The sequence below is a fragment of the Pseudonocardia aurantiaca genome, from assembly GCF_039526725.1.
In the GTDB taxonomy this organism is placed as follows: Bacteria; Actinomycetota; Actinomycetes; order Mycobacteriales; family Pseudonocardiaceae; genus Pseudonocardia; species Pseudonocardia aurantiaca.
Map to the genome: position 1 here is coordinate 1 of NZ_BAAAJG010000011.1, position 21,906 is coordinate 21,906.

Below are 21,906 nucleotides of genomic sequence, written 5' to 3' on the forward strand. Positions count from 1 at the left end.
GGCGACCCCGCGCCGGGCGACCCAGGCGAACGCCGCGCGCCCGGCGGCCGCGGCCAGCGCGGCGGCGGCGACCGCGCGCCAGCCGTACGGGGCGATGGCGGCGAGGGATGCCGCCTGCGCCCCGAGCACCACGATCAGTGTCACCACCGCGAACGGGCCTGCGCCCCCGTCGCGCATCACGGCCAGCGCGCGTTCCGGCGGGCCGTAGCAGCCGAGCCCGTCCGCGGTGTCGGCCAGGCCGTCGAGGTGCATGCCGCGGGTGGCGAGCGCCAGGAACCCGACGGTCAGCAGGCCCGCCACGAGCGACGGCACGCCGAGCGCCGCCAGCCCGACCAGCACCCCGCCCGCGGCAGCACCGAGCAGGGCTCCGACGACCGGGGCCCAGCGCAGGGCGCCGGCCGCCACCCCGGCGTCCGGGGTGCCGGCGCGCACCGGCAGCACCGTCAGCCAGCTGAGCGCCAGCGCCAGGGACCTCACGCGATCCCGAGGTCCTCCGCCGTGACCGACTCGGCGAGCAGTCGCGCGGACATCTGCAGCAGCGGCACGACGGCCGCCGCGCCCGTCCCGTCGCCGAGGCGGACGCCCAGGTCGAGGATCGGCTCCAGGTCGAGGTGCTCGCCGACGAGCGTCATGGCGGGCTCGGGGGAGCGCTGGGCCATGAGCCACCAGTCGCGGGCGCCGAGCCGCAACTCGTCGGCCACCAGGGCGGCGGCGCCGACGACGAGCCCGTCGAGCAGCACCGGCGTCCGCCGCAGCGCCGCCTGCAAGCAGAAGCCGGCGAGCGCGGCGATGTCCGCCCCGCCGACGACCTGCAGCAGGGTCAGCGGCTCGCGGATGTGCGGGCGGCCGCGCCGCAGCGCGTCCCGGACGGCCGCGGCCTTGCGCATCCAGGCGTTGTCGTCGATGCCGCTGCCGCGTCCGATCACGGCGACCGGCTCGGTGCCGGTCAGCGCGGCCACGAGCGTCGAGGCGGGTGTGGTGGCGCCGACGCCGAGCGATGCCGGGATGAGCAGGTCGGCTCCGGCGTCCACCTCCTCGTCGGCGAGGCGCCTGCCGATGGCGAAGGCGTGCTCGGTCTCCTCAGCGCTCAGCGCGTCCTCGCGGTCGATGCGGCCGCTGCTGCGGCGCACCCGGTACCCGCTGCTCAGCGCGTCCTCGGGGACGTGGTGGTCGAGCGCGACGTCGACCACCCGCACGCTCGTGCCCGCCACCCGCGCCAGCACGGCCACTGGCGCGCTCTGCTGGTGCACGGCCACAACCTGCCGCAGCGTGGTGCCCGCCGGGTGGGCGGAGACGCCGGCGGCGGTGATGCCGTGGTCGCCGGCGATCACCACCACCCTGGCCCTGCTCGGCGGCCGCGGCGGGCACTTGCCCTGCGCGGCGGCGAGCCACACACCCAGCTCGGCGAGGCGCCCGAGCGCCCCATCGGGGACGGCGAGCTCGGCGTGCCGGGCGACGGCTGCGCGGCGCGCTTCGACGTCCGGACGGGTGACGGCAGGCAGATCCACGGGCACTTCCTACAGCGAGCGACCGAGGCGGCCACGTCCGGGTGGGGGTCTATTTGAGGCGCACCGGCAGGCCGGCCACAAGCAGCAGCACCTCGTCGGACACTGCCGCCAGGGCCGCGTTGAGCGCGCCCAGCTCGTCGCGGAACAGGCGTCCGGCGCGGGTGGCCGGCACGATCCCCAACCCGACCTCGGCGGACACGAGCACCACCGGTCCTGGGGCGGCCGCAACGGCGTCCACCAGGGCGGTGACCTCGGCGTTCACCTCGGATGGGACAACAGGTGCATCCCAGGCCCCCGCGTCGTCCAGCACGCCGGTGAGCCAGGTGGCGAGGTCGTCGACGAGCAGCGGGCCGCCGCCGGTGCGCACGAGCGCCGCGACGTCGACGTGCTCGAGCGTAGTCCAGCTCGCGGGCCGCCGGGCCCGGTGCACGTCGATCCGCGCGGACCACTCGGGGTCGTCGTCGTGTCGGCGGCCCGTGGCCACGTAGCGGACGGGCGCGTCCGCGGGCAGGAGGTCCTCCGCGTAGCGCGATTTTCCTGACCGGGTGCCGCCGAGTACGAGGGTGCGGCGGGAGGTCACGCGGCAAGTGTCCCCCGCCGGATCTCCGGCGGGGGGCACTAACCTCCCATTGTGACGTTCCGCTGGCGGTACCTGGATGCGTCGGGTGGACCGATCGAGGGCCCCGACGAGGAGTTCGACGACCAGCAGCAGGCGGAGGGCTGGTTCACCGACGAGTGGCGCGAGCTGCGCAACCGGGGTGTGGACGCCGTGACGCTGCTGGACGGCGACACCGAGGTCTACGGCCCGATGAGCCTCCACGAGGCGTAGGACTTTCCTGTGGCGGGCCCGCCGATCAGGGGTTCGCGCCCCGCTGCACGCGCGGCTTCGGGATCCGCAGCTTGCGCAGCTGGCTCGCCCGCGTGAAGGCGTACCACCCGGTGCCCAGCGCGCCCACGTGCTCGTCGGGGAACCGCTCGCGCGCCTTCCTGGTGATCGTGATGCCGAGGAAGATCCCCTCGACGATCATGACCGTGAGGGCGATGAGGCTGAAGAGGCTGAGGTACTGCTGGGCGGCCGGGACCGGCACCAGCAGCGACACCACCACCACCACCGCGAGCGGCATGAACAGACCCATGATGTGCGGGCGGGAGTCCACGAGGTCGCGGATGTAGGCCTTCACCGGCCCGCGGTCGCGCGGCATCAGGTAGCGGTCGTCGCCTGCCGCCATCCGCTCCCGGCGCTCGGCCGCGGCGCGGCGGCGCTCGTCCTTGTCCGGCCGGTTCGCCTTGGCCAGGCGGGACGCCTCGCGCTGCGTGCGCGGCGGGGGCGGGGCCGGGCCGCGGCGCTTGCCCTCGGCCTCGCGGCGCTTCGGCGTGGGGCGGCCCTTGCCCGCGGTGCGAGTCGACTCGGCAGGGCCCTGCGCGGCGTCGGATCCCGACTGGTCGGCGACGACCTCGGACGGCGATGAACGGCGCAGGAACCTCACGGACATCACCTTACGGGCAGCGAGAATTCACTGGACCGGCAACCAGGCCCCTGACTGTAGGGTCCGGCGCATGCGAGTGGTCGTGGCACCGGATTCCTTCGGCGGCACCCTCAGCGCGACGGCTGCGGCCGAGGCGATCGCTGCGGGCTGGTCGCGCACAGCCCCAGACGACGAGATGCGGTTGCTCCCGCTCGCGGACGGCGGCACCGGCTTCGTCGAGGTGCTGCACACCGCCCTCGGCGGCACCTGGCACGAGCTGGACGTCACGGGCCCGTTCGGCGACCCGGTGCCTGCTCGGTGGCTGCAGATCGGCAGCACCGCCTACCTGGAGTCGGCGGCTGCGTGCGGCCTGCACTTCGTGCCCCGCGAGCAGCGGGTGCCGGCGGTCGCACGCACGGTCACCTCCCGCGGGGTCGGCGAGCTGGTCGCCGACGCCCGGGACGCCGGTGTGACCGAGGTCGTCATCGGGCTCGGCGGCTCGGCCACCACCGACGGCGGCGCGGGCATGCTCGCCGCGCTCGGGGCCGTCGCCGTCGACGAGGCCGGGCAGCCGGTCGCGGACGGCGGCGCCGCCCTGGCAGGCTGCGCCCGGCTCACCGGCACACCCGACCTCGGCGGGGTGCGGCTCGTCGCGGCGGCCGACGTGGACAACCCGCTGCTCGGAGAGCACGGGGCCGCTGCGGTGTTCGGCCCGCAGAAGGGCGCCGACGAGCACGCGGTGGCGGAGCTGGACGCGGCGCTGACCCGGTTCGCCGGGGTGCTGGCCGAGTCCCTCGGCGTGGACGTCCGCGACGAGCCCGGTGCGGGCGCGGCAGGCGGGCTCGGCGCGGCGCTGCTGGCGTGCGGGGCCACTCGGGTGTCGGGCGCCGGGCTGGTGCGCGAGCTCGTCGGGCTGGACGCGGAGCTGGACAAGGCCCAGCTTGCGATCACCGGCGAGGGGAGCTTCGACTGGCAGTCGCTGCGCGGGAAGCTCATCACCGCCGTGGCCAGGGGCGCCGCCGACCGGGGCGTCCCGTGCATCGTGCTGGCCGGGCAGGTGACTGTCGGGCGCAGGGAGGCCGCGGCGGTCGGCGTCGACTCCGCGTACGGGGTGGCCGACCACGCAGGTGGAGTGGAGGCATCGCTGGCCGACCCCGCCGGAACCCTGGCTGCGCTCGCCGAGCACGTGGCCGCCACCTGGAGTCGCTGAGGAGGGCGCTGACGAGGGGCGGGTGGCCCGGATCACCCGCTCGCGGCGGCGCCGTGGACGCGATCCGGCTACCGAGGCCTACTATTGCCTCAGGAGACCGGGTACCACCCAAATCTCGGGAACAGCACCGTCCCGCTCGCTGTTTGGAGAGCCATGACTGTCGACAACACCATCGCCGAGACCGAGACGCACGGCGTTGAGCTCACGGACGCCGCCGCCACCAAGGCTCGCGCCCTGCTGGATCAGGAGGGCCGCGACGACATGCACCTGCGCATCGCCGTGCAGCCCGGCGGCTGTGCCGGCCTTCGCTACCAGCTGTTCTTCGACGACCGCTCGCTCGACGGCGACCTTTTCCGCGACTTCCACGGCCTGAAGGTCGGTGTCGACCGGATGAGCGCTCCCTACCTCCAGGGCGCCGTGATCGACTTTGTCGACAGCATCGAGAAGCAGGGCTTCACGATCGACAACCCGAACGCCGGCGGGTCGTGCGCCTGCGGCGACTCGTTCAACTGACGGTCACCCAGCGTCGAACAGCGTTTGTGAGCTACCACGAACCCCGGCGGGGAGCTTTGGCTCCCGAGCCGGGGTTCGTCGCGTCAGGGGGCCGGTAGGCTGCCGTGCCGTGCCTATCGCCGTGACCGGGTCCATCGCCACCGATCAACTCATGCATTTTCCAGGGCGGTTCGTCGACCAGTTGGTCATGGACCAGCTCGACCGACTGTCGCTCAGCTTCCTCGTCGACGACATGGTGATCCGGCCCGGTGGCGTGGCCGGCAACATCGCCTTCGCACTCGGTGTGCTCGGGCAGTCGCCGATCCTGGTCGGCGCCGTGGGCGCTGACTTCGGCGAGTACCGGGCACGGCTGGAGGCCAACGGCGTCGATTGCTCGGCCGTGCTCGTCTGCGATGACGTCAACACCGCCCGGTTCGTCTGCACCACCGACGACGACATGCGTCAGATCGCGTCCTTCTACACCGGCGCCATGGCCCGCTCGGGGCAGATCCCGCTCGCGCCGCTCGCCGAGCGCGGCGCGGACCTCGTGCTGATCGGGGCCAACGACCCGGCGACGATGCTGAGCTACACCGACCAGTGCCGTGAGCTGCGCGTCCCGTTCGCCGCGGACCCCTCGCAGCAGCTGGCCCGCATGGAGGGGCCGGAGATCCGCAGGCTCGTCGACGGGGCCAGGTACCTGCTCACCAACGACTACGAGTGGGAGCTCCTGCTCCAGAAGACCGGCTGGACCGAGTCCGACGTGGCCGAGCGCATCGACATCCGCGTCACCACGCACGGCGAGAAGGGCGTGGAGATCCACGGGCCCGAGACACTCAAGGTCGGCGTGGTCCCGGAGACCGGCAAGGTCGACCCGACGGGCGTCGGCGACGCCTTCCGCGCCGGCTTCCTCGCCGCCGTCTCCGGTGGGCTGTCGCTGGAGCGCGGCGCCCAGCTCGGCTCGCTCATCGCGGTGCAGGTGCTGGAGACCGACGGGCCGCAGGAGTGGACGTGGGACCGCCCAGGCGCCCTGAGCCGGCTGCGCGACGCCTACGGCCCAGACGCAGCGGGGGAGATCGAACGGATCCTCCCTAGGGCCCACGCACAGGCCTGAAGAGCCACATCAGGGCGGTAGAGGTCCTGAATGTGGCTTTTCGGGCATCGGGGTGGGCGTGATGCGCTCCTCGACGAAGATGCCGTGCCAGATCAGGAACACCAGCAGGGTCCAGATGCGGCGGCTGTGGTCGACGGGGCCGTCGCGGTGGGCGTCGAGCATGCGCTGGACGGCGGCGAGGTCGACGAGGTGGTCGGCCTGGGAGTCGCGGACGACGGCGCGGGCCCACGGGTAGATCTCGTCGCGCAGCCAGTGCCGGATCGGCACAGGGAAGCCCAGAGTGCGCCGGTGCAGCACGTGGTCGGGGACGACGCCGCGCAACGCCTGGCGGAGGGCGTACTTCGTGATACCCCGGCTCGTTTCCCGCCTGCCCAGCTTCTGCGCAGCCGGGAGCCCGGACGCCACTGCGAACACCTCGGGGTCGAGGAACGGGAGGCGCAGCTCCAGCGAGTTGGCCATGCTCATCCGGTCGGCCTTGACGAGGATGTCGCCGCGCAGCCAGGTGAACAGGTCGATGTACTGCATCCGGGAGACCGGGTCCCAGCCGGCTGACTCGGCGTAGAGCGGCGCGGTCAGGTCGGTGTGGGAGCGGCGGGGGTCGTACTGCCGCAGCACACCGGCAAGCTGGTCGTCGCGGAAGATGCGGGCGTTGCCGTAGTAGCGCTGTTCGAGGGGGAGGGCGCCGCGGCGCAGCAGGTCCTTGCCGCGCAGGCCTTCCGGTAGGTGGGTCGAGGCGCGTCCGAGCAGGCCGCGCAGGGCGCCCGGGACCCGTTCGAACGGGGCGAGCGAGAGCGGTTCGCGGTAGATGGTGTAGCCGCCGAACAGCTCGTCGGCGCCTTCGCCGGAGAGCACGACCTTGACGTGCTTGCGGGCCTCGCGGGCGATGAACCAGAGCGGCACGAGGGCGGGGTCGGCGACGGGGTCGTCGAGGTACCAGACGATGAGCGGCAGCGCGGCGGTCATCTCGTCGGGGGTGACGGTGCGCACGACGTGTTTGACGCCGATCTCGTCCGCGGTCTCGGCGGCGAGGTCGGTCTCGGTGTAGCCGGGGCGCTCGAAGCCGGCGGTGAACGCGACCAGCCCCGGGTCGTGCTCCTTGGCGAGTGCGGCGATGGCGGTGGAGTCGAGGCCACCGGACAGGAACGCGCCGACGGGCGCGTCGGTCCGCATGCGTGTGGCCACCGAGTCCCGCAGCACCGAGGCGATGCGGTAGTGCAGCCCGGCGGCGCTGCCCGACCCGGTCCCGGCGGCGGCGCCCGCGTGGAAGGTGGGCACGAAATAGCGCTCGAACTCGATCTCCCCGCCGGGGCGCAGCGTGAAATACGTGCCCGACTCGACGCGCTGCACGGCCCGGTGCAGCGTGGCGGGCTCCGGGACGTACTGCAGCAGCAGGTAGTACTGCAGCGCCGCCGGGTCCACGTCGGTGTGCGGGTTGACGAGCCCCAGCGCGGGGGCGAGCCGCAGCAGGCTCTTCTTCTCGCTCGCGAACGCCGCACCGCCCGGCCCGGTGGCGACGTAGAGCGGTTTGACGCCGAACGGGTCGCGCGCCCCGAACAGCACCCGCTCCCGGGCGTCCCAGATCAGGAACGCGAACGTGCCGCGCAGCCGGCCGAGGGCGGCGGGACCCCAGCGGTGGAACGCGGCGGCGACGACGTCGGCGGCACCGCCGGTGGCGAGGGCGGCGCCCTGTCGGCGGACGAGCTCGTTGCGCAGAGCGCGCTCGTTGTGGATCGTGCCGTCGAGGACGACGGTGTACCGACCGCCGTGGTGGGTGGGCCGTGGCGGCGTGTCGGCCACCGCGAGCCGGTTGACCCCGAGCGCGATGTCCGGGTCGCGCCACGTGCCGGTGCCATCCGGGCCCCGGTGCCGGGCGCAGGCCAGCGCCTCGTCGAACTGAGCGTCGAAGAGAGCGTCGTCGAACAGGGCACCGCCCCGCGCGGCAAGCAGCCCGAGCAGCCCGCACACGGGAAGCAGTATGCGACTCGCCCGGGACCCGTCCGGTGACGACCCGGTCGCGTGGATCGACTCCTTGCTCGGCTAGTCTCTACGCGAGGTCGAAGGCGCGTGAATATACGCGCCCGCGGGGGTACCCGCGGCCGAACAAGACGCATACGACGGGTGGGAGGCGGCGAGCAGTGGGCCGAGCACAGCGCGGGGAAGAGCGCCGCGGGTCGAAGCGGCGTGTGGTCCAGCTTGCGGCCCTGGCCCTTCTGGTCATTCCGCTCACCTCCGGTTGCTCGGTGCAGGATGTCCTGCGCTTCGGCTGGCCGGCGGGAGTCACGCCGCAGTCCCACGCGATGCGCGAGCTGTGGACGTGGTCCGCCGTCGCCGCGCTCGTCGTGGGTGCGATCACGTGGGGCGCGATGTTCTGGGCGATCGCCTTCCACCGCAAGCGCAAGGGCGACGACGACACGCCGCCGCGCCAGACCCAGTACAACCTGCCGGTCGAGATCGCGTTCACGGTGATCCCGACGATCATCGTGGCGGTGCTGTTCGGCTTCACCGTCAACGTCCAGAACTACGTCGACACCGACCAGCCCAATCCGGATGTGCGCGTGAACGTCACCGCCTTCCAGTGGAACTGGCGGTTCGACTACCCGGACAACCCCGGGCCGGACGGCACCCCCGTCAGCACGTTGGGCACGAGCGAGACGATCCCGCTGCTCGTGCTGCCGACGCAGCGGCGCATCCAGTTCACCCAGCAGTCCAACGACGTGATCCACAGCTTCTTCGTGCCGGAGTTCCTCTTCAAGCGCGACGTGTTTCCGCTGCCCGACAAGAACGACCAGGACAACGTCTGGCAGATCGACCAGATCGAGCGCGAGGGCGCGTTCGTCGGCCGCTGCGCCGAGCTGTGCGGCTCGTACCACGCGATGATGAACTTCGAGGTCAGAGCACTGCAGCCCGCGCTCTACGACCGGTGGGTCGCGCTGCGTGCCCAGAACAACCCGGCCACCGGGGCGCCCTACACCGCGGGTGAGGCGCTGGCCGCGCTCGGGTGCGGCCAGCTCTGCTCGCCGGAGGCCTACACCACGTATCCGTTCAACACGGACCGCACGCACCGGTCCGCCTCACTGCCGGTCGGGAGCTGAACGCCATGAAGGTCGAATCCCGCATCTTCGAGATCGTGATGGCGTTCTTCTTCCTGGCCGCCATCGTCTACGCGGTGCTGGCCCGGGAGCCCGTCGGCATGGCGGGTCTGTTCCTCACCGGCGGGCTGGCGCTGATCATCGGCACCTACTTCCGGTTCGTCTCGCGGCGCATCGAGGAGCGCCCTGAGGACAACCCGGATGCCGAGGTCTCCGACGGCGCCGGTGACGTGGGCTTCTTCTCACCGGGCAGCTACTGGCCGATCGCCCTGGCGGGCGCGGCCGCCCTCTGCGGCATCGCGCTGGCGTTCTTCTACGTCTGGCTGCTCGTGATCGGCGGGGTGCTGCTGCTCCTCGCGGTCGGCGGGCTGGTCTTCGAGTACCACATCCGCCCTGCCGACCACTGACCTTCATTCACGCCCGGCTGCGCTCGGTCACCCCCCGTCGGTGGCCGAGCGCAGCCGCGTTTACGAGCCCGGGCAAATCGACCGAATACTGAGTTTCTAAGATCACGTGCGCCGGCGCGCCATCCGCGTTGACCGGACGTCCGGCGGCCCATAACGTGCGCCGGTCAGCGGCACGGGAGGGGACAGAAGTGGTCGAGGTGCAGAACGCCCCGGACGGCGATCCGGGCGTACGACCCGCGGGACAGCAGGCCGTGCTCCAGGTCGAGGGCAACGGCATCAACGTCATCGCGGACGAGGAGCGCCACGGCCGTCCGCGGCAGCTGTTCTGGCCGTGGTTCGGGGCCAACGTATCCGTGCTCGGGCTGAGCTACGGGGCGTTCGCGCTCGGTTTCGGCATCTCGTTCGCCCAGGCGCTCATTGCGGGTCTGATCGGCATCGTCTTCTCGTTCCTCCTGTGCGGCCTCGTCGCGCTCGCGGGGAAGCGCGGCTCGGCGCCGACGATGGTGCTGAGCCGCGCGGCGTTCGGGGTGCGCGGCGGCCGGCTGCCTGCCTTCATCTCCTGGGTCCTGACCGTCGGCTGGGAGACCGTCCTCACGATCCTCGCCACACTCGCCACGGCCACGGTGTTCACCCGGCTCGGCTGGGGCGGTGGCACGGAGACGATGGTGATCGCGCTGATCGTCGTGGCCGCGTTGACGGTCGCGGCGGGTGTGCTCGGCTTCCAGCTGATCATGCGGCTGCAGACCGTCATCACGGTGGTCACGGCCGTGCTCACCGTCGTCTACATCGCGCTGGTCGCGGGGCAGGTCGACTGGGGCACGGTCGCGGCGCTGCCGTCCGGTTCGGCGCAGCAGGTCGTCGGCGCGCTGGTGTTCATGATGACCGGCTTCGGCCTGGGCTGGGTGAACGCCGCGGCCGACTACTCCCGCTACCTCCCGCGGGACACGTCCGGCAAGGGCGTCGTCGGCTGGACGACGTTCGGCGCCGCGGTGGCCCCGGTGGTGCTCTTCTCGTTCGGGCTGATGCTCGCCGGGTCGTCCGCAGACCTGAGCACGGCGATCTCGTCCGACCCGATCGGCGCGCTGGCCGCGGCGCTGCCCACCTGGTTCCTCGTGCCGTTCGCGCTCGTCGCGGTGCTCGGGCTCGTCGGCGGTGCGGTGCTCGACATCTACTCGTCCGGGCTCGCGCTGCTCGCGATGGGAGTGAAGCTGCCGCGGTACGCCGCCGCGCTCGTCGACGGCGTGATCATGATCATCGGCACCGTGTACGTGGTGTTCTTCGGCGGCGAGTTCCTCTACCAGTTCCAGGGCTTCCTCATCACGCTGGGCGTGCCCGTCGCCGCGTGGTGCGGCGTGATGGTCGCCGACATCGCCCTGCGCCGCCGCGACTACGCCGAGGCCGACCTGTTCGACCCGGCCGGCCGCTACGGCGACATCCGCCCGCTCCCGATCGCGGTGGTGCTCGTCGGGACGGTGCTCGGCTGGGGACTCGTCACCAACTCGATGGCCGAGTGGCTCAGCTGGCAGGGCTACCTGCTCGGCCCGCTCGGGCTCGGCGGCCAGGAGGGCGACTGGGCCTTCGCCAACCTGGGTGTGCTCGTCGCGCTGGTACTGGGCTTCGTCGTGACCTACTTCGGAACGCGGTCGGCGGTGCGGGCGCAGGAGAGCGCAGCCGCATCGTGAGTGCCCACCTGGTCGTGATCGACATGCAGGACGTGTTCGCCGACCCGGGGAGCCGGTGGGCCACTCCCCGGTTCGGCGAGATCCTGCCGACCGTGCGGAAACTGGTGGACGCGTTCGGGCCCGCTGTCACGTTCACGCGGTTCGTCGCCCCGTCCGACCCTGTGGGGGCGTGGCGCGACTACTACGAGCAGTGGCCGTTCGCGCTCGTGCCGCCGGACTCGCCGATCTACGGCGTGGTGGGCGAGCTCGGGGGGACCGGCCCGACCGTCGACGCCACCACGTTCTCGAAGTGGGGCAGCCGGCTCGCCGAGCGCGTCGGGGCGGACGCGATGGTGCTCGCCGGGGTGTCGACGGACTGCTGCGTCATGTCCACCGCCGTCGCGGCTGCCGACGCGGGTGTGCCGGTGCGAGTGGTGTCGGACGCCTGCGCGGGCGTGGACGACGAGAGCCACGCCGCGGCTCTGCACGTCCTGGGCCTCTACGGCCCGCTCGTGCAGGTGGTCGACGCGAAGAGCGCCCTCGCCCTCGTCACCGCGAGCGGGTCCGGGTCCTAGGAGGGTCAGCCCCTCGCGGCCTTGCCCAGCGCCTGGCGGGCGATGATCACCTGCTGGATCTGTGACGTGCCCTCGTAGATGCGGAAGAGGCGGGCGTCGCGGTAGAAGCGCTCCACGGCGACCCCGCGGATGTAGCCCGCGCCGCCGTGCACCTGCACCGCCCGGTCGGCGACCCGGCCCACCATCTCGCTCGCGAAGTACTTGGCCGCCGACGGCCCCTGCACCTTGTCGGTGCCGGCGTCGTAGGCCCGGGCGACGTCGAGCACGAGGGCCCGGCCGGCGAGGTGGTCGGTCACGGAGTCGGCGATGAGCCCCTGGATCAACTGGAACGAGGCGATCGGCCGGCCGCCCTGCTCGCGCGTCTTCGCGAACTCCACCGACTCGTGCACGAGCCGCCCGGCCATCCCGACACACAGCGCGGCGATGTGCGCGCGGCCGTGGGCGAGGCACTTCGCCGCCGTCTGGAACCCCTGGTCGACCCCGGCCTCGCCGCCGACCAGCGCCTCCGCGGGGACGCGCACGTCGTCGAGGTAGACGTCCGCGGTCCAGGCGCCGGACTGGCCCATCTTGTGGTCCTTGGGTCCGATCGAGAGACCCGGCGTGCCCGCGGGCACGAGGAACGTCGAGATGCCCCGGTTGCCGGAGGCCCCGGGGTTGGTGCGGGCGAACACCATGATCACGTCGGCGACGGGGGCGTTGGTGATGTAGCGCTTGGCACCGTTGAGCACCCAGTCGGTGCCGTCGCGCCGCGCCGTCGTCGCGAGCCCGGACGGGTCGGAGCCCGCGTCGGCCTCCGTGAGCCCGAAAGAGGCGGTCACCTCGCCGGAGGCCAGACGTGGCAGCCACGACTTCTTCTGCTCGTCGGTGCCTCCGACGAGCAGCACCTGCCCGGCGATGCCGTTGTTGGTGCCGAAGAGCGAACGCAGCGCGGGTGTGGTCCAGCCCAGCTCGAACGCGAGCTGCGCCTCCTCGGTGAGCGTCATGCCGAGCCCGCCGTACTCCTCGGGGATGGCGAACCCGTAGAGCCCCATCTCCTTGCAGGTGGCGATGACCCGCTCCGGGATGGCGTCCTCGGCGTCGATCTGCTCCTCGATGGGCACGACCTCCTTGCGCACGAAGTCGCGCACCGCGGACAACACGTCGGCCAGGTCGGAGGGCTCCACGTCGATCTCCCGTCTGCATTGCCGGTACCCCGGCACGCTACTGGGAGCGCCAGCCGGTAAGGATGTTCGTGTCGCCAGTGATCAGTGCGGCTCCTCGGGTTCGCGGTCAGATGCCGTCGAGCGTCGCCAGCTCGCGCCACTCCGTCCGAGAGCGACGCGTGCCAACGCACGCCGCAACCGTGAACAGCTCGGGGCGGCAACCACGTAGATCTCGCGTTCCGTTGCCGGACCCTAAGTTGCACGACGCGGAGGGGCCTGCCGCACGTCACGGCGTTCTGGTCAACGGCGCGGTCGACGTCGGCATGACGATCGTTCGCGACTCATTTCACGCGCGCGAGGAGGAACCCGTCGTAGCCCTTCGCGCCGACCGTCTGGATCGCCGTGGCCTCCACGCGCGGCTCCCGCGCCACGGCCTCGACGAGGCGGCGGGTGCCCACCACCGAAGGGTGGTCGTCGGCGGGGTCCAGCACCCGCCCGCCGCGGACCACATTGTCGATGACGATCAGGCTGCCAGGCCGGGACAGGCCCAGGGCGTGCTCGAAGTACGCGGTGTTGGAGACCTTGTCGGCGTCGATGAAGGACAGGTCGAACGGGCCGTCGAGGCCCGGGAGGGTCTCCAGGGCGGGCCCGACCTTCACGTCGACGACGGCGTCGAGCCCGGCCCGCTTGAGGTTCTCCCTGGCCACCTCGGCGTGGTGCGGGTCCACCTCGCACGTGACGAGCAGCCCGTCGGCGGGGAGCGCGCGGGCGAGCCAGATCGTCGAGTACCCGCCGAGCGTGCCGACCTCGAGGATGCGCCGGGCGCCGATGGACCGGGCGAGAATCTGCAGGAGCTTGCCCTGCGCCGCCGAGACGTCGATCGCGGGGAGCTTCCCGATCGCGTTGGCCTCGAGGGCCGCGTCGAGCACCGGGTCGGGCCCGAGGAGGTGCCCGGTGAAGTACTCGTCGACGGCTTTCCACACGTCTTCGCTCACGGCCTCGACACTAGATGATCAATTCCAAGGTGGAGGTGCGGCGCGGCGCGCACTGAACTGTGGTGGAGGGTGCCGAAGATCAGCGTGCTGGCGCCGAGGGTTCCCTCGCACGCATGGCACGGCCTCCACGGCGACGCCGCGCCGGTTCAAGGCCCGGCGGATGAGCGGGGCGAGGCGGTCGAACAGCGCGGTCTCCAGCTGCTCGGCGACCCAGAACGGCCGCTTGAGCCGAGGCACGACATACAGCTCGCCAATCAGCTGTTTACGCCGAGGGTCGCAGGTGGTATGCCGTCCGCGGAATGACCCTGTGCCCGCATCCGCACCTCACCACATGGAGGGATGGGCATGACCACCAAACCGACCCGAGATTCGAGGGAGACCACGGGATCCGCCGACGGCGCCGGATCAGGCAATCCCGCGCGGTCCGCCAGGCGGCGCGCCGGAAGTGCCGGTGTGGGCGCGGCGGTCAGCAAGGCACGCTCGGGGGTCCACGGCGTCGCGAACAAGCTCGACCGGGTCGCGACCAGCGGCACCGCGTCTGGCAGGAGTGCCGCGGGCGGCCTGGCGACGACCGCCGGCACCGCGACCGACACCGCGAAGGGCGCCGTCAAGACGACCGCCGGCACCGCGACCGACACCGCGAAGGGCGCCGTCAAGACGACGGCCGGCACCGCAACCGGCACCGCGAAGGGCGCCGTCACGACGGTCACTGACACAGTGGTGAAGCCGCTACTGAGTGGGGTCGCGTTCGCTCTCGTCATCCGCAAGATCATGCTGCTCATCCGGTTCCTGCGTCATCTGGCGCTCCAGCTGCTGGAGGCACTCAGGCGGCTGGCAGGCGCCGTCAAGACGACCGCCGGCACCGCAAGCGGCACCGCGAAGCGCGCCGTCACAACGGTCACTGACACAGTGGCGAGGCCGGTACTGAGTGGGGCAGCGTTCGCTCTCGTCGTCAACAAGATCATGCTGCTCCTTCGGTTCCTGCGCCAGCTGGAGCTCCAGCTGCTGGAGGCACTCAGACAGCAGGCACTCCGCCTGCGGGAAGCAGCGGCCCGGCGCCGCGGTGGCGAGCAGGAGTCCTTTGAGGACGAAGACGAGGCTTTCGAGGATGAGGCCTTCGAGGACGAGGCCTTTGAGGATGAGGAGGTCGTCGGCGAGGAGGCCGCGGAGGACCAGGAGGCCCTCGACGAGGAGGCCGCCGAGGACCGGGTTGATGGTCGCGAACCCGCGACGCGATCGGCCCGGCGCCCCCAGCCGGAGGGCCGGCGGCCGGAGCGACCGGCTCGGCCGCGTCCGGACGTGAACGCACCGCAACCTGATGCGCCGGCTCCGGCTGTCCGGCGCGCGCCCGTGGCTCGCCGTCGCGAGCGGCCCGGCCGCCGCGGGCCGGGCGCGGGCGGGCCCGGTGAGTGACACACCCTCGTCGCTCCTGCCCGAACGGACAGCGCCGGTCCAGCCCGCGACTCGCGCGCTGCTCCGCCTCCGATGGATCAGTTGAGGGCTGCTCTGCGGGAGCTAGATCCGCTGGACTCGGTCCTATGGTGACCCCATGGTCGAACCCTACGATCGATTCCCGGCGCTGCGGCTCGAACGTCCGGAGGACGGCATCCTGCGCATCGTGCTGGACGGGCCGAACCTCAACGCGGTCGGCGCCGGACGCCCATGAGCAGCTCGCCTACGTGTGGCCGGTGATCGACCGCGACGAGTCCGTCCGGGTTGTGGTGGTGCAGGGCGCGGGCAAGGGGTTCTCGGCGGGCGGCTCGTTCGACATGATCGAGTCGATGATTGCCGACCCGGCCGTGTGCACGCGGGTGCTCCGCGAGGCCCGGGACCTCGTCTACAACCTCGTGAACTGCTCCAAGCCCGTCGTCTCGGCGATCCACGGCCCATGCGTCGGGGCGGGACTCGCCGTGGCCCTGCTCGCGGACATCTCCGTGGCCGCCCGCACCGCGAAGATCGTCGACGGGCACACTCGGCTCGGCGTCGCCGCCGGCGACCACGCCGTCATCAGCTGGCCGCTGCTGTGCGGGATGGCCAAGGCCAAGTACTACCTCCTGACCTGCGACGCGCTCACCGGCGAGGAGGCCGAGCGGATCGGTCTCGTGTCGCTGTGCGTGGACGACGACGCAGTGCACGAACGGGCGATGGAGGTCGCGAGGAAGCTCGCCACGGGGTCATCGAGCGCGCTGTCGTTCACGAAGCTGGCGCTGAACAACTGGTACCGCACCGCGGGCCCGACCTTCGACGCCTCGCTGGCGCTGGAGTTCTACGGCTTCGGGCTGCCCGACGTGCAGGAGGGCCTGGCGGCGCACCGGGAGAAGCGCGGGGCGAAGTTCCCCGGCTGACCGCAGTCCGTGGCGGGTGGCAGTCCGTGCCCGGTGGCGGTGACGACCGTGAACGTGCATGCGGACCTTGATCGCTCACCGGTTCGGGTTGGCCCTACCCTCACCGGGGAGGCGCACCGGCTGGGTGGCCGCGCGCTGGGGGGCGAAGGTTGTGGCATGACTGAGTACGCGTCCGCCCCTCCCACCGTCGGCGGCGTCTCCCGGTTCTGGCGCGGGTACGGCTACCTGCTGGGTGGGCTGCCGCTCGCGATCGTGGCGTTCGTGATCGCGATCGCCGGGTTCGCGGCCGGGGTGCCGACGCTCGTGGTCTGGATCGGGGTGCCGATCCTCGCGGGCGCGCTGCGGGCCTGCCGGGGCCTGGCGGCGGTGGAGCGCCGGAGCACCGAGTGGGCCACCGGGCGTCCGCTGCCGCCGCACTATTACCGCGACCCCCGCGGCCGCGGTCTCATGCGGATGCTGAGCATGCTGGCCGACCCGCAGTCCTGGCGCGACCTCCTGCACGGGGTCCTCGCCTTCCCCGTCCGGCTGGTGACGTTCGTGCTCGCCGTGACGTGGACCGTCGCCGGTCTGGGCGGGCTGCTGTACGTGACGTGGCAGTGGGCGCTGCCGGACAACGACGAGGGCGGCGGCCTCTTCTGGCTCCTCACGGGCATCGAGGGCCGGCTCGGCGAGATCGCCATCAACACGGTGATCGGCGCGATCATGGTCGGCACGTCGCCGCTGGTGATCAGGGGGCTCGTCGCCACCCGCGCCGCCCTGGCCCGCGGGCTGCTCACCAACCAGACGGCCGCGTTGCGGGCCCGCGCCGTGCAGCTCGAGTCGAGCAGGCGGTCCGCCGTGCAGGCCGAGGCCCAGACGCTGCGGCGTCTCGAACGCGACATCCACGACGGTCCGCAGCAGCGGCTCGTCCGGCTGAACATGGACCTGGAGACGGTCGCCCGCCGCCTCGATGACGACCCGGCGAAGGCTCGCCCGCTCGTCGCGGAGGCGCTGGAGCAGAGTCGGGAGGCGCTCGGCGAGCTGCGGGCGCTCTCCCGCGGGATCGCACCGCCGATCCTGGCCGACCGCGGCCTCGGCCCGGCGCTCGCGGCTGCGGCCGCGCGCTCCCCGGTGGAGGTCTCCCTCGACGTCGCGCTGCCGGACGGCAAGCGGCTCGCGCCCGCCGTCGAGAACACGGCGTACTTCGTGGTGACCGAGGCGCTCACCAACGTCGCCAAGCACAGCGGCGCCACCCTGTGCACGGTTGTCGTCAGCGCCGACGCCGAGCGCGTGCTCGTCCAGGTGCGCGACGACGGCCGCGGCGGCGCGCACCTCGGCAAGGGCCACGGTCTCGCCGGCCTCGCGGACCGGCTCGCGACGGTGGAGGGCGTGCTCGACGTCGTGAGCCCACCCGGCGGCCCGACCGTGCTCACCGCGGAGATCCCACTCGCCGGTCTGGGCTGACGCCCGTGCACAATCGGCCCGGTGCGCGTGGTGCTTGCGGAGGACTCCCTCCTGCTCAGGGAAGGGCTGGTCCGGCTCCTCGACGAGGCGGGTGCCACCGTCGTCGCTGCGGTCGGTGACGGCACCACGCTGGTCACAGCGGTCCAGGAGCACAAACCGGACGTCGCGGTCGTCGACGTGCGGATGCCCCCGACCTTCACCGACGAGGGGCTGCGCGCCGCGCTGGAGGTCCGGCGCACCGTGCCCGGCACCGCGATCCTCGTGCTCTCCCAGTACGTCGAGGAGTCCTACGCGTCCGACCTGCTCACCGCGGGCGGCGGCGTCGGCTACCTGCTGAAGGACCGGGTCTCGAAGCTCGCCGACCTGTCCGACGCGCTGCAGCGCGTGGTGGACGGCGGCACCGTACTCGACCCAGAGGTCGTCTCCGCGCTCTTCTCCCACCGCCGCCGCCGCGACCCGCTCGGCGAGCTCTCGCCGCGCGAGCGGGAGGTGCTCGGGCTCATGGCCGAGGGCCGCACCAACACCGCGATCGGGCGCAAGCTCGTGATCTCCCAGGGCGCGGTGGAGAAGCACATCTCGTCGATCTTCACCAAGCTCGCGCTGCCTCCGTCGACCGACGACCACCGCCGGGTCATTGCCGTGCTCACCTGGCTGGGGGCATGAGCGCCGCGCACCGATGAGTCCTGGGCGCGCCCGGCGTTCCACTCCATGACCGACCGAAACCGAAGGAGCGCACCATGGACTGGAAGCTGGAGCTCGTCGTCGTGCCCGTCACGGACGTCGACCGCGCCAAGGAGTTCTACATCGACAAGCTGGGGTTCCGGCTCGACGTCGACCACAGCGCAGGTGAGGCCTTCCGCGTGGTGCAGGTGACGCCGCCGGGCTCGGCCTGCTCGCTGACGTTCGGCGTCAACGTGGGTGGCGGGGAGCCGGGCACGCTGAAGGGCGTGCATTTCGTCGTCGAGGATATCGATGCCGCGGCGAAGCAGCTGACCGCCGCGGGGATCGAGAACAGCGGCCCGCAGCACTTCGTGGACGGCAAGATGACGCCGGGGCCCGACCCGGAGGACCGCGACTACGGGTCCTTCATCTTCTTCGACGACCCGGATCACAACTCGCTGGTCGTGCAGCAGGTGAAGCAGTCCGTCCGCTGACGCCACCCTGACCTGACATCTGACGTCATCTGACGTCTTGATGCCGTCATTGTGGCGGCATACGATCTCCGCCATGGATGAGCTAGAGCTCCGGATCTCCGACGCCGACCGCGAGCGGGCCGCCGCTGCGCTGCACACGGCCGTTGGCGAGGGCCGGTTGACGTGGGTGGAGCACGAGGAGCGGCTGGCGGGCGTCTATTCGGCGCGCACCGAGTCGGAGCTGGTGCCGTGGCTTGCCGACCTGCCGGTCGCCCGGGCCGCGCCCGCCGTTCCCGTGTCCGCTGTTCCCATGTCCGGCGCGGCGGGCGAGCCGTTGCGGGTAGCGCTCGGCAAGGTCCGCAGGCGCCCGGACCCGGCCGTGGGCCGCCTGGACGTCGACGCCACGCTCGGCGCGGCGGTGCTTGACCTGCGTGACCTGCCGGCCGGAACCGTGCTCGACGTCGTGGCGAACTCGCTGCTCGGCAAGGTCGAGGTGCACGTCTCGCCGGGCACCCGGCTCGTCGACACGGGCACGGCGAGCCTCGGCAAGCGCACCACCGTCGACCACGGTAGGCGCGGAAGCCGCCCGATCCCGCGGCCCGACGCGCCCGTGGTGCGGCTCTCCGGCCACAGCCTGCTCGGCCACGTCCGCGTCACGATCTGCTGACCGGTTACCGCACCGCGCGCAGGGCGAGCACCAGCTCGTCCGGCGCGTCCGCGACCAACCGCACGGGGATGCCCCAGTCCTGCTGGTAGCGGTGACAGGCGGCGAAGACGGGGCTCACCCTCCCCGCCGGCTCCGCAAGCTCCGCCGGCTGCCGTCCCCCGGTATCGCCGTCGTCGCACGCCGCGGCGGCCACGCTCACCTGCAGCACCCCCTCGACGGGCCCGGCGACGGCGAACCGGAGCGTGCGGGCGAGCCCGCTGCCGGTGCCGGCCCCGTCGGCGAGCAGCTCCGGCGGTGACGCGGCCACGGTCAGGGACGTGGGGTCGCCGAAGCGGCTGTCGAGGTGCTGCCCGGTGGGCGGGGTGAAGTCGATCCGCAGGGAGGGCGGGCCGGGTGCGAGGTCGGTACGGGCCCGCCGCACCGTGTGGGCACCGCGGTCGACGCGGGTGCTCGCCGGGATCGGCACCCGCACGAGCCGGTGCGCCGCCGACTCCACCACGACGAGCGAGTCGCCGTCGACGAGCAGGTCGCTCGGCTCGCGCAGGTCGCGGGCCAGCGTGCCGACGGCTCGGGTGGCCGGGTTGTAGCGGCGGACCGCGCCGTTGTAGGTGTCGGCGATCGCTACGGAGCCATCGGGCAGCACGGTGACGCCCAGCGGGTGCTGGAGCAGGGCGGGCTCCGTCCCCTCCGCAGGCCCGTCGCGGAACCCGAAGTCGAAGAGGCCCTGCCCGACGGCCGTGGTCACCGCCGCGCCCACCGCTGGCCCGGAGACGACCGAGCGCAGCGTCGAGGTCTCGGCGTCGGCCACCCAGAGCGTGCCGTCGGGGCCGGTCGCGAGCCCTGAGGGCTGGGCGAAGAACGCCTCGTCCGGCGGCCCGTCGCGCAGCCCCTCGTTGGTGGTGCCCGCGAGCACCGCGACGGCGCTGGTGACGGGGTCGAACGTCCACAGCTGGTGGTTGCCGGCCATCGCCACCACCACCCGGTCATCCCACCAGGTCAGGTCCCACGGCGTGGACAGTTCGGCGGCGGACTCCCCGGGGGCCACTCGCGTACGCAGCTGCGCGCCCGTCCCGGCGACCGTCGTGACGGCCCCGTCGGCGAGGCGGACCCCGCGCAGCGCATGGTTGACGCTGTCGGCGACCACCACGTCGTACCCGGCCGCCGCCGCGACTGCCTCCGGGAGCAGGAAGAGCCCGAGCGGCTCCGCGAACCGGGGTTCGCTGCCATCTGCCAGGCCACGCGCGCCGGTGCCTATCCGCCGGCGCTCGGTGACGAGGTCCGCCTCCAGCTCCACGAGCTGGTGGTGCGCGGTGTCGGAGACCAGGAACGTGCCACCGGGCAGCCCGATGACCTTCCCCGGGAACCGCAGCGCCGTGGTCGGCTCGGGCGGCGCCACGTACGGGCCCTGGCCGCGGTGGAGCGTGCCGGCGGCCTCGTGCTCGGCGATCAGCTCCTCGATCAGCACGGCGAGCCCGTTCGCGTGGCCCTCGCCGGACATCTGCGCGACGACGTATCCGGTCGGGTCCACCACCGCCAGCGTCGGCCACGCCCTGGCGGCGTAGGCGTCCCAGGTGGTCAGCTCGGGGTCGTCGAGCACCGGGTGGTGCACGCCGTAGCGCTCGACGGCCGCCTCGACGGCATCCGGGTCGGCCTCGTGAATGAACTTCGGCGAGTGCACGCCGACGGTCACGAGGACGTCGGCGTACCGCTCCTCCAGCTCCCGCAGCTCGTCGAGGACATGGAGGCAGTTGACGCAGCAAAAGGTCCAGAAGTCGAGCAGCACGATCTTGCCGCGCAGGGCCTTGAGCGACAGGGGGACGCCGCCCGTGTTCAGCCAGCGGCGGCCGGTCAGCTCCGGTGCACGTACTCGTGATCGACCCACGGGCAGCCCAACACCGCCGGGCGAACGGGTGTTCCGTCTCCCGCTTCCGGCTACTCGTCCCGCTGCCGTTGCGCCCGCAGCTGCTGACGCACCTTCTCGGCGTCCCACCGGTGGTGCCCGCCCGGAGTCGTGAACTCCGGCGTGATCAACCCGTCGTTGGTCCACGTCAGGATCGCGCCACGGCTCACGCCCAGCTCCTTCGCGAGCTGCCCGGTCGTCAGTAGCCCCACGTTTTGGACCGTAGGTGGCCGTTCTGCTCGATGCAGGCGCTGTTGAGCATTAAATGCAAAGTTGTCAATCAGTATCGTTGAGCAGTGATTTTGTGCGTTCTGAACGTTATGCGCAATGATGGAGGGGTGCCCCTCGTCGAGCCGCTGCGGCTGTGCCCGCATCGGCGATCCCTGCTCTATCGCTCGTCAGGCGGGTCGACGTGGTGCCTCTGCACCCTCGTCGCCGACCCCGCCGACCAGCACGTCGACGACCGCCTCGAAGCCGCCCGGAAGCGATGGGACGAGCTGGGCCGGGCGAAGGGGCCCTTTCGTGACGCCTGACCAGTGGAACGGCGTCGCGCACCTCCTGGCCGGCATGCCCGGTGCCGTCGCCCGCCTCAGCGCCGAGCACCGCGACGGCGGCCACGGCCGGTGCCGCGCCTGCACCACTCCCGGCCAAGGCACTCCCCGCGACCCATGGCCGTGCTCGATGGCGAAGCTGGCGCAGGCGGCTCGACGCATCGCCGCTGATCCCGGCCCCCCGTGAGTCTCTGGCGAGATCGACACCAGA

25 protein-coding genes are annotated in these 21,906 nt (G+C 72.3%); 16 read left to right on the forward strand and 9 right to left on the reverse strand.

Going from position 1 to position 21,906, the window contains the following annotated elements; translation table 11 throughout:
- The 3 genes from ABD143_RS17700 to ABD143_RS17710 form a co-directional block, all read right to left on the reverse strand.
- Window positions 1-477: adenosylcobinamide-GDP ribazoletransferase (locus tag ABD143_RS17700; protein ID WP_343979134.1), on the reverse strand; the 477-nt coding region annotated here is incomplete at its 3' end.
- The gene (cobT, locus tag ABD143_RS17705; protein ID WP_343979137.1) at window positions 474-1,514 is read right to left on the reverse strand and encodes a nicotinate-nucleotide--dimethylbenzimidazole phosphoribosyltransferase; all 1,041 of its coding nucleotides are present in this window, start codon (window positions 1,512-1,514) and stop codon (window positions 474-476) included. The genes ABD143_RS17700 and cobT, both read right to left, overlap by 4 nt.
- Before the next feature lie 43 nt (window positions 1,515-1,557).
- Complete coding sequence (locus ABD143_RS17710; protein WP_343979140.1) at window positions 1,558-2,088, reverse strand: bifunctional adenosylcobinamide kinase/adenosylcobinamide-phosphate guanylyltransferase; 531 nt, start codon at window positions 2,086-2,088, stop codon at window positions 1,558-1,560.
- 51 nt (window positions 2,089-2,139) lie between these two features.
- Here ABD143_RS17710 and ABD143_RS17715 point away from each other — a divergent pair, with 51 nt between their 5' ends.
- A complete protein-coding gene (locus tag ABD143_RS17715; protein ID WP_343979144.1) occupies window positions 2,140-2,337 on the forward strand; it encodes a hypothetical protein in 198 nt (65 codons plus the stop codon).
- Window positions 2,338-2,362: 25 nt separating this feature from the next.
- Here ABD143_RS17715 and ABD143_RS17720 read toward each other — a convergent pair whose 3' ends face one another.
- A complete protein-coding gene (locus ABD143_RS17720) occupies window positions 2,363-2,995 on the reverse strand; it encodes a DUF3043 domain-containing protein (RefSeq protein WP_343979146.1) in 633 nt (210 codons plus the stop codon).
- A gap of 70 nt (window positions 2,996-3,065) precedes the next feature.
- On the opposite strand from ABD143_RS17720, the gene ABD143_RS17725 reads away from it, so the two are divergent.
- From ABD143_RS17725 to ABD143_RS17735, 3 genes are all read left to right on the forward strand, one after another.
- The gene (locus tag ABD143_RS17725) at window positions 3,066-4,184 is read left to right on the forward strand and encodes a glycerate kinase family protein (protein ID WP_343979149.1); all 1,119 of its coding nucleotides are present in this window, start codon (window positions 3,066-3,068) and stop codon (window positions 4,182-4,184) included.
- A 153-nt stretch (window positions 4,185-4,337) separates the two neighbouring features.
- Window positions 4,338-4,697 carry a HesB/IscA family protein gene (locus ABD143_RS17730; protein WP_343979152.1) on the forward strand — a complete coding sequence of 120 codons (360 nt, stop codon included), beginning with the start codon at window positions 4,338-4,340 and terminating at the stop codon, window positions 4,695-4,697.
- Window positions 4,698-4,848: 151 nt separating this feature from the next.
- The gene (locus ABD143_RS17735) at window positions 4,849-5,787 is read left to right on the forward strand and encodes a carbohydrate kinase family protein (protein WP_343980273.1); all 939 of its coding nucleotides are present in this window, start codon (window positions 4,849-4,851) and stop codon (window positions 5,785-5,787) included.
- Window positions 5,788-5,796: 9 nt separating this feature from the next.
- Here the strand turns inward: ABD143_RS17735 and asnB are convergent, their stop codons facing one another.
- Window positions 5,797-7,752, reverse strand: coding sequence for an asparagine synthase (glutamine-hydrolyzing) (gene asnB, locus ABD143_RS17740; RefSeq protein ID WP_379659977.1), 1,956 nt, complete (start codon window positions 7,750-7,752; stop codon window positions 5,797-5,799).
- Window positions 7,753-7,922: 170 nt separating this feature from the next.
- Here asnB and ctaC point away from each other — a divergent pair, with 170 nt between their 5' ends.
- The 4 genes from ctaC (at window position 7,923) to ABD143_RS17760 (ending at window position 11,519) form a co-directional block, all read left to right on the forward strand.
- Window positions 7,923-8,879, forward strand: coding sequence for an aa3-type cytochrome oxidase subunit II (ctaC, locus tag ABD143_RS17745; protein ID WP_465269703.1), 957 nt, complete (start codon window positions 7,923-7,925; stop codon window positions 8,877-8,879).
- A gap of 5 nt (window positions 8,880-8,884) precedes the next feature.
- Window positions 8,885-9,283, forward strand: coding sequence for a cytochrome c oxidase subunit 4 (locus tag ABD143_RS17750; RefSeq protein WP_343979158.1), 399 nt, complete (start codon window positions 8,885-8,887; stop codon window positions 9,281-9,283).
- Window positions 9,284-9,471: 188 nt separating this feature from the next.
- Entirely contained in the window at window positions 9,472-10,965 is a 1,494-nt protein-coding gene (locus ABD143_RS17755) for a purine-cytosine permease family protein (protein ID WP_343979161.1), read from the forward strand.
- Window positions 10,962-11,519: a cysteine hydrolase family protein gene (locus tag ABD143_RS17760; protein ID WP_343979164.1), complete on the forward strand. Its 558-nt coding sequence runs from the start codon at window positions 10,962-10,964 to the stop codon at window positions 11,517-11,519. Before ABD143_RS17755 ends, ABD143_RS17760 begins: the two co-directional genes overlap by 4 nt.
- A gap of 5 nt (window positions 11,520-11,524) precedes the next feature.
- Here the strand turns inward: ABD143_RS17760 and ABD143_RS17765 are convergent, their stop codons facing one another.
- Window positions 11,525-12,682 (reverse strand): acyl-CoA dehydrogenase family protein, encoded by a 1,158-nt coding sequence (locus ABD143_RS17765; protein WP_343979167.1) that lies wholly within the window; start codon window positions 12,680-12,682, stop codon window positions 11,525-11,527.
- 320 nt (window positions 12,683-13,002) lie between these two features.
- Entirely contained in the window at window positions 13,003-13,656 is a 654-nt protein-coding gene (locus ABD143_RS17770; RefSeq protein WP_343979170.1) for an O-methyltransferase, read from the reverse strand.
- Between the two features lie 345 nt (window positions 13,657-14,001).
- Here ABD143_RS17770 and ABD143_RS17775 point away from each other — a divergent pair, with 345 nt between their 5' ends.
- The 6 genes from ABD143_RS17775 to ABD143_RS17800 all read left to right on the forward strand — a co-directional run bounded on the left by ABD143_RS17775 (window position 14,002) and on the right by ABD143_RS17800 (window position 19,244).
- Complete coding sequence (locus ABD143_RS17775; protein ID WP_343979173.1) at window positions 14,002-15,069, forward strand: hypothetical protein; 1,068 nt, start codon at window positions 14,002-14,004, stop codon at window positions 15,067-15,069.
- A 275-nt stretch (window positions 15,070-15,344) separates the two neighbouring features.
- Window positions 15,345-16,001 carry an enoyl-CoA hydratase/isomerase family protein gene (locus ABD143_RS17780; RefSeq protein ID WP_343979176.1) on the forward strand — a complete coding sequence of 219 codons (657 nt, stop codon included), beginning with the start codon at window positions 15,345-15,347 and terminating at the stop codon, window positions 15,999-16,001.
- A gap of 156 nt (window positions 16,002-16,157) precedes the next feature.
- Window positions 16,158-17,444 carry a sensor histidine kinase gene (locus tag ABD143_RS17785; RefSeq protein ID WP_343979179.1) on the forward strand — a complete coding sequence of 429 codons (1,287 nt, stop codon included), beginning with the start codon at window positions 16,158-16,160 and terminating at the stop codon, window positions 17,442-17,444.
- Between the two features lie 21 nt (window positions 17,445-17,465).
- Entirely contained in the window at window positions 17,466-18,107 is a 642-nt protein-coding gene (locus tag ABD143_RS17790) for a response regulator transcription factor (RefSeq protein ID WP_343979181.1), read from the forward strand.
- 74 nt (window positions 18,108-18,181) lie between these two features.
- Window positions 18,182-18,598 carry a glyoxalase superfamily protein gene (locus tag ABD143_RS17795; RefSeq protein ID WP_343979184.1) on the forward strand — a complete coding sequence of 139 codons (417 nt, stop codon included), beginning with the start codon at window positions 18,182-18,184 and terminating at the stop codon, window positions 18,596-18,598.
- Between the two features lie 73 nt (window positions 18,599-18,671).
- Complete coding sequence (locus ABD143_RS17800) at window positions 18,672-19,244, forward strand: DUF1707 SHOCT-like domain-containing protein (RefSeq protein ID WP_343979187.1); 573 nt, start codon at window positions 18,672-18,674, stop codon at window positions 19,242-19,244.
- A gap of 4 nt (window positions 19,245-19,248) precedes the next feature.
- Here the strand turns inward: ABD143_RS17800 and ABD143_RS17805 are convergent, their stop codons facing one another.
- Together ABD143_RS17805 and ABD143_RS17810 are read right to left on the reverse strand one after the other, a co-directional pair.
- Entirely contained in the window at window positions 19,249-21,126 is a 1,878-nt protein-coding gene (locus tag ABD143_RS17805; protein ID WP_343979190.1) for an NHL domain-containing thioredoxin family protein, read from the reverse strand.
- Window positions 21,127-21,176: 50 nt separating this feature from the next.
- Window positions 21,177-21,356: a MerR family transcriptional regulator gene (locus ABD143_RS17810; protein ID WP_343979193.1), complete on the reverse strand. Its 180-nt coding sequence runs from the start codon at window positions 21,354-21,356 to the stop codon at window positions 21,177-21,179.
- Between the two features lie 126 nt (window positions 21,357-21,482).
- Here ABD143_RS17810 and ABD143_RS17815 point away from each other — a divergent pair, with 126 nt between their 5' ends.
- A complete protein-coding gene (locus ABD143_RS17815; protein ID WP_343979196.1) occupies window positions 21,483-21,677 on the forward strand; it encodes a hypothetical protein in 195 nt (64 codons plus the stop codon).
- The gene (locus ABD143_RS17820) at window positions 21,667-21,882 is read left to right on the forward strand and encodes a hypothetical protein (protein ID WP_343979198.1); all 216 of its coding nucleotides are present in this window, start codon (window positions 21,667-21,669) and stop codon (window positions 21,880-21,882) included. The genes ABD143_RS17815 and ABD143_RS17820 overlap by 11 nt, the downstream gene beginning before the upstream one ends.
- The last annotated feature ends 24 nt before the right edge of the window (window positions 21,883-21,906 follow it).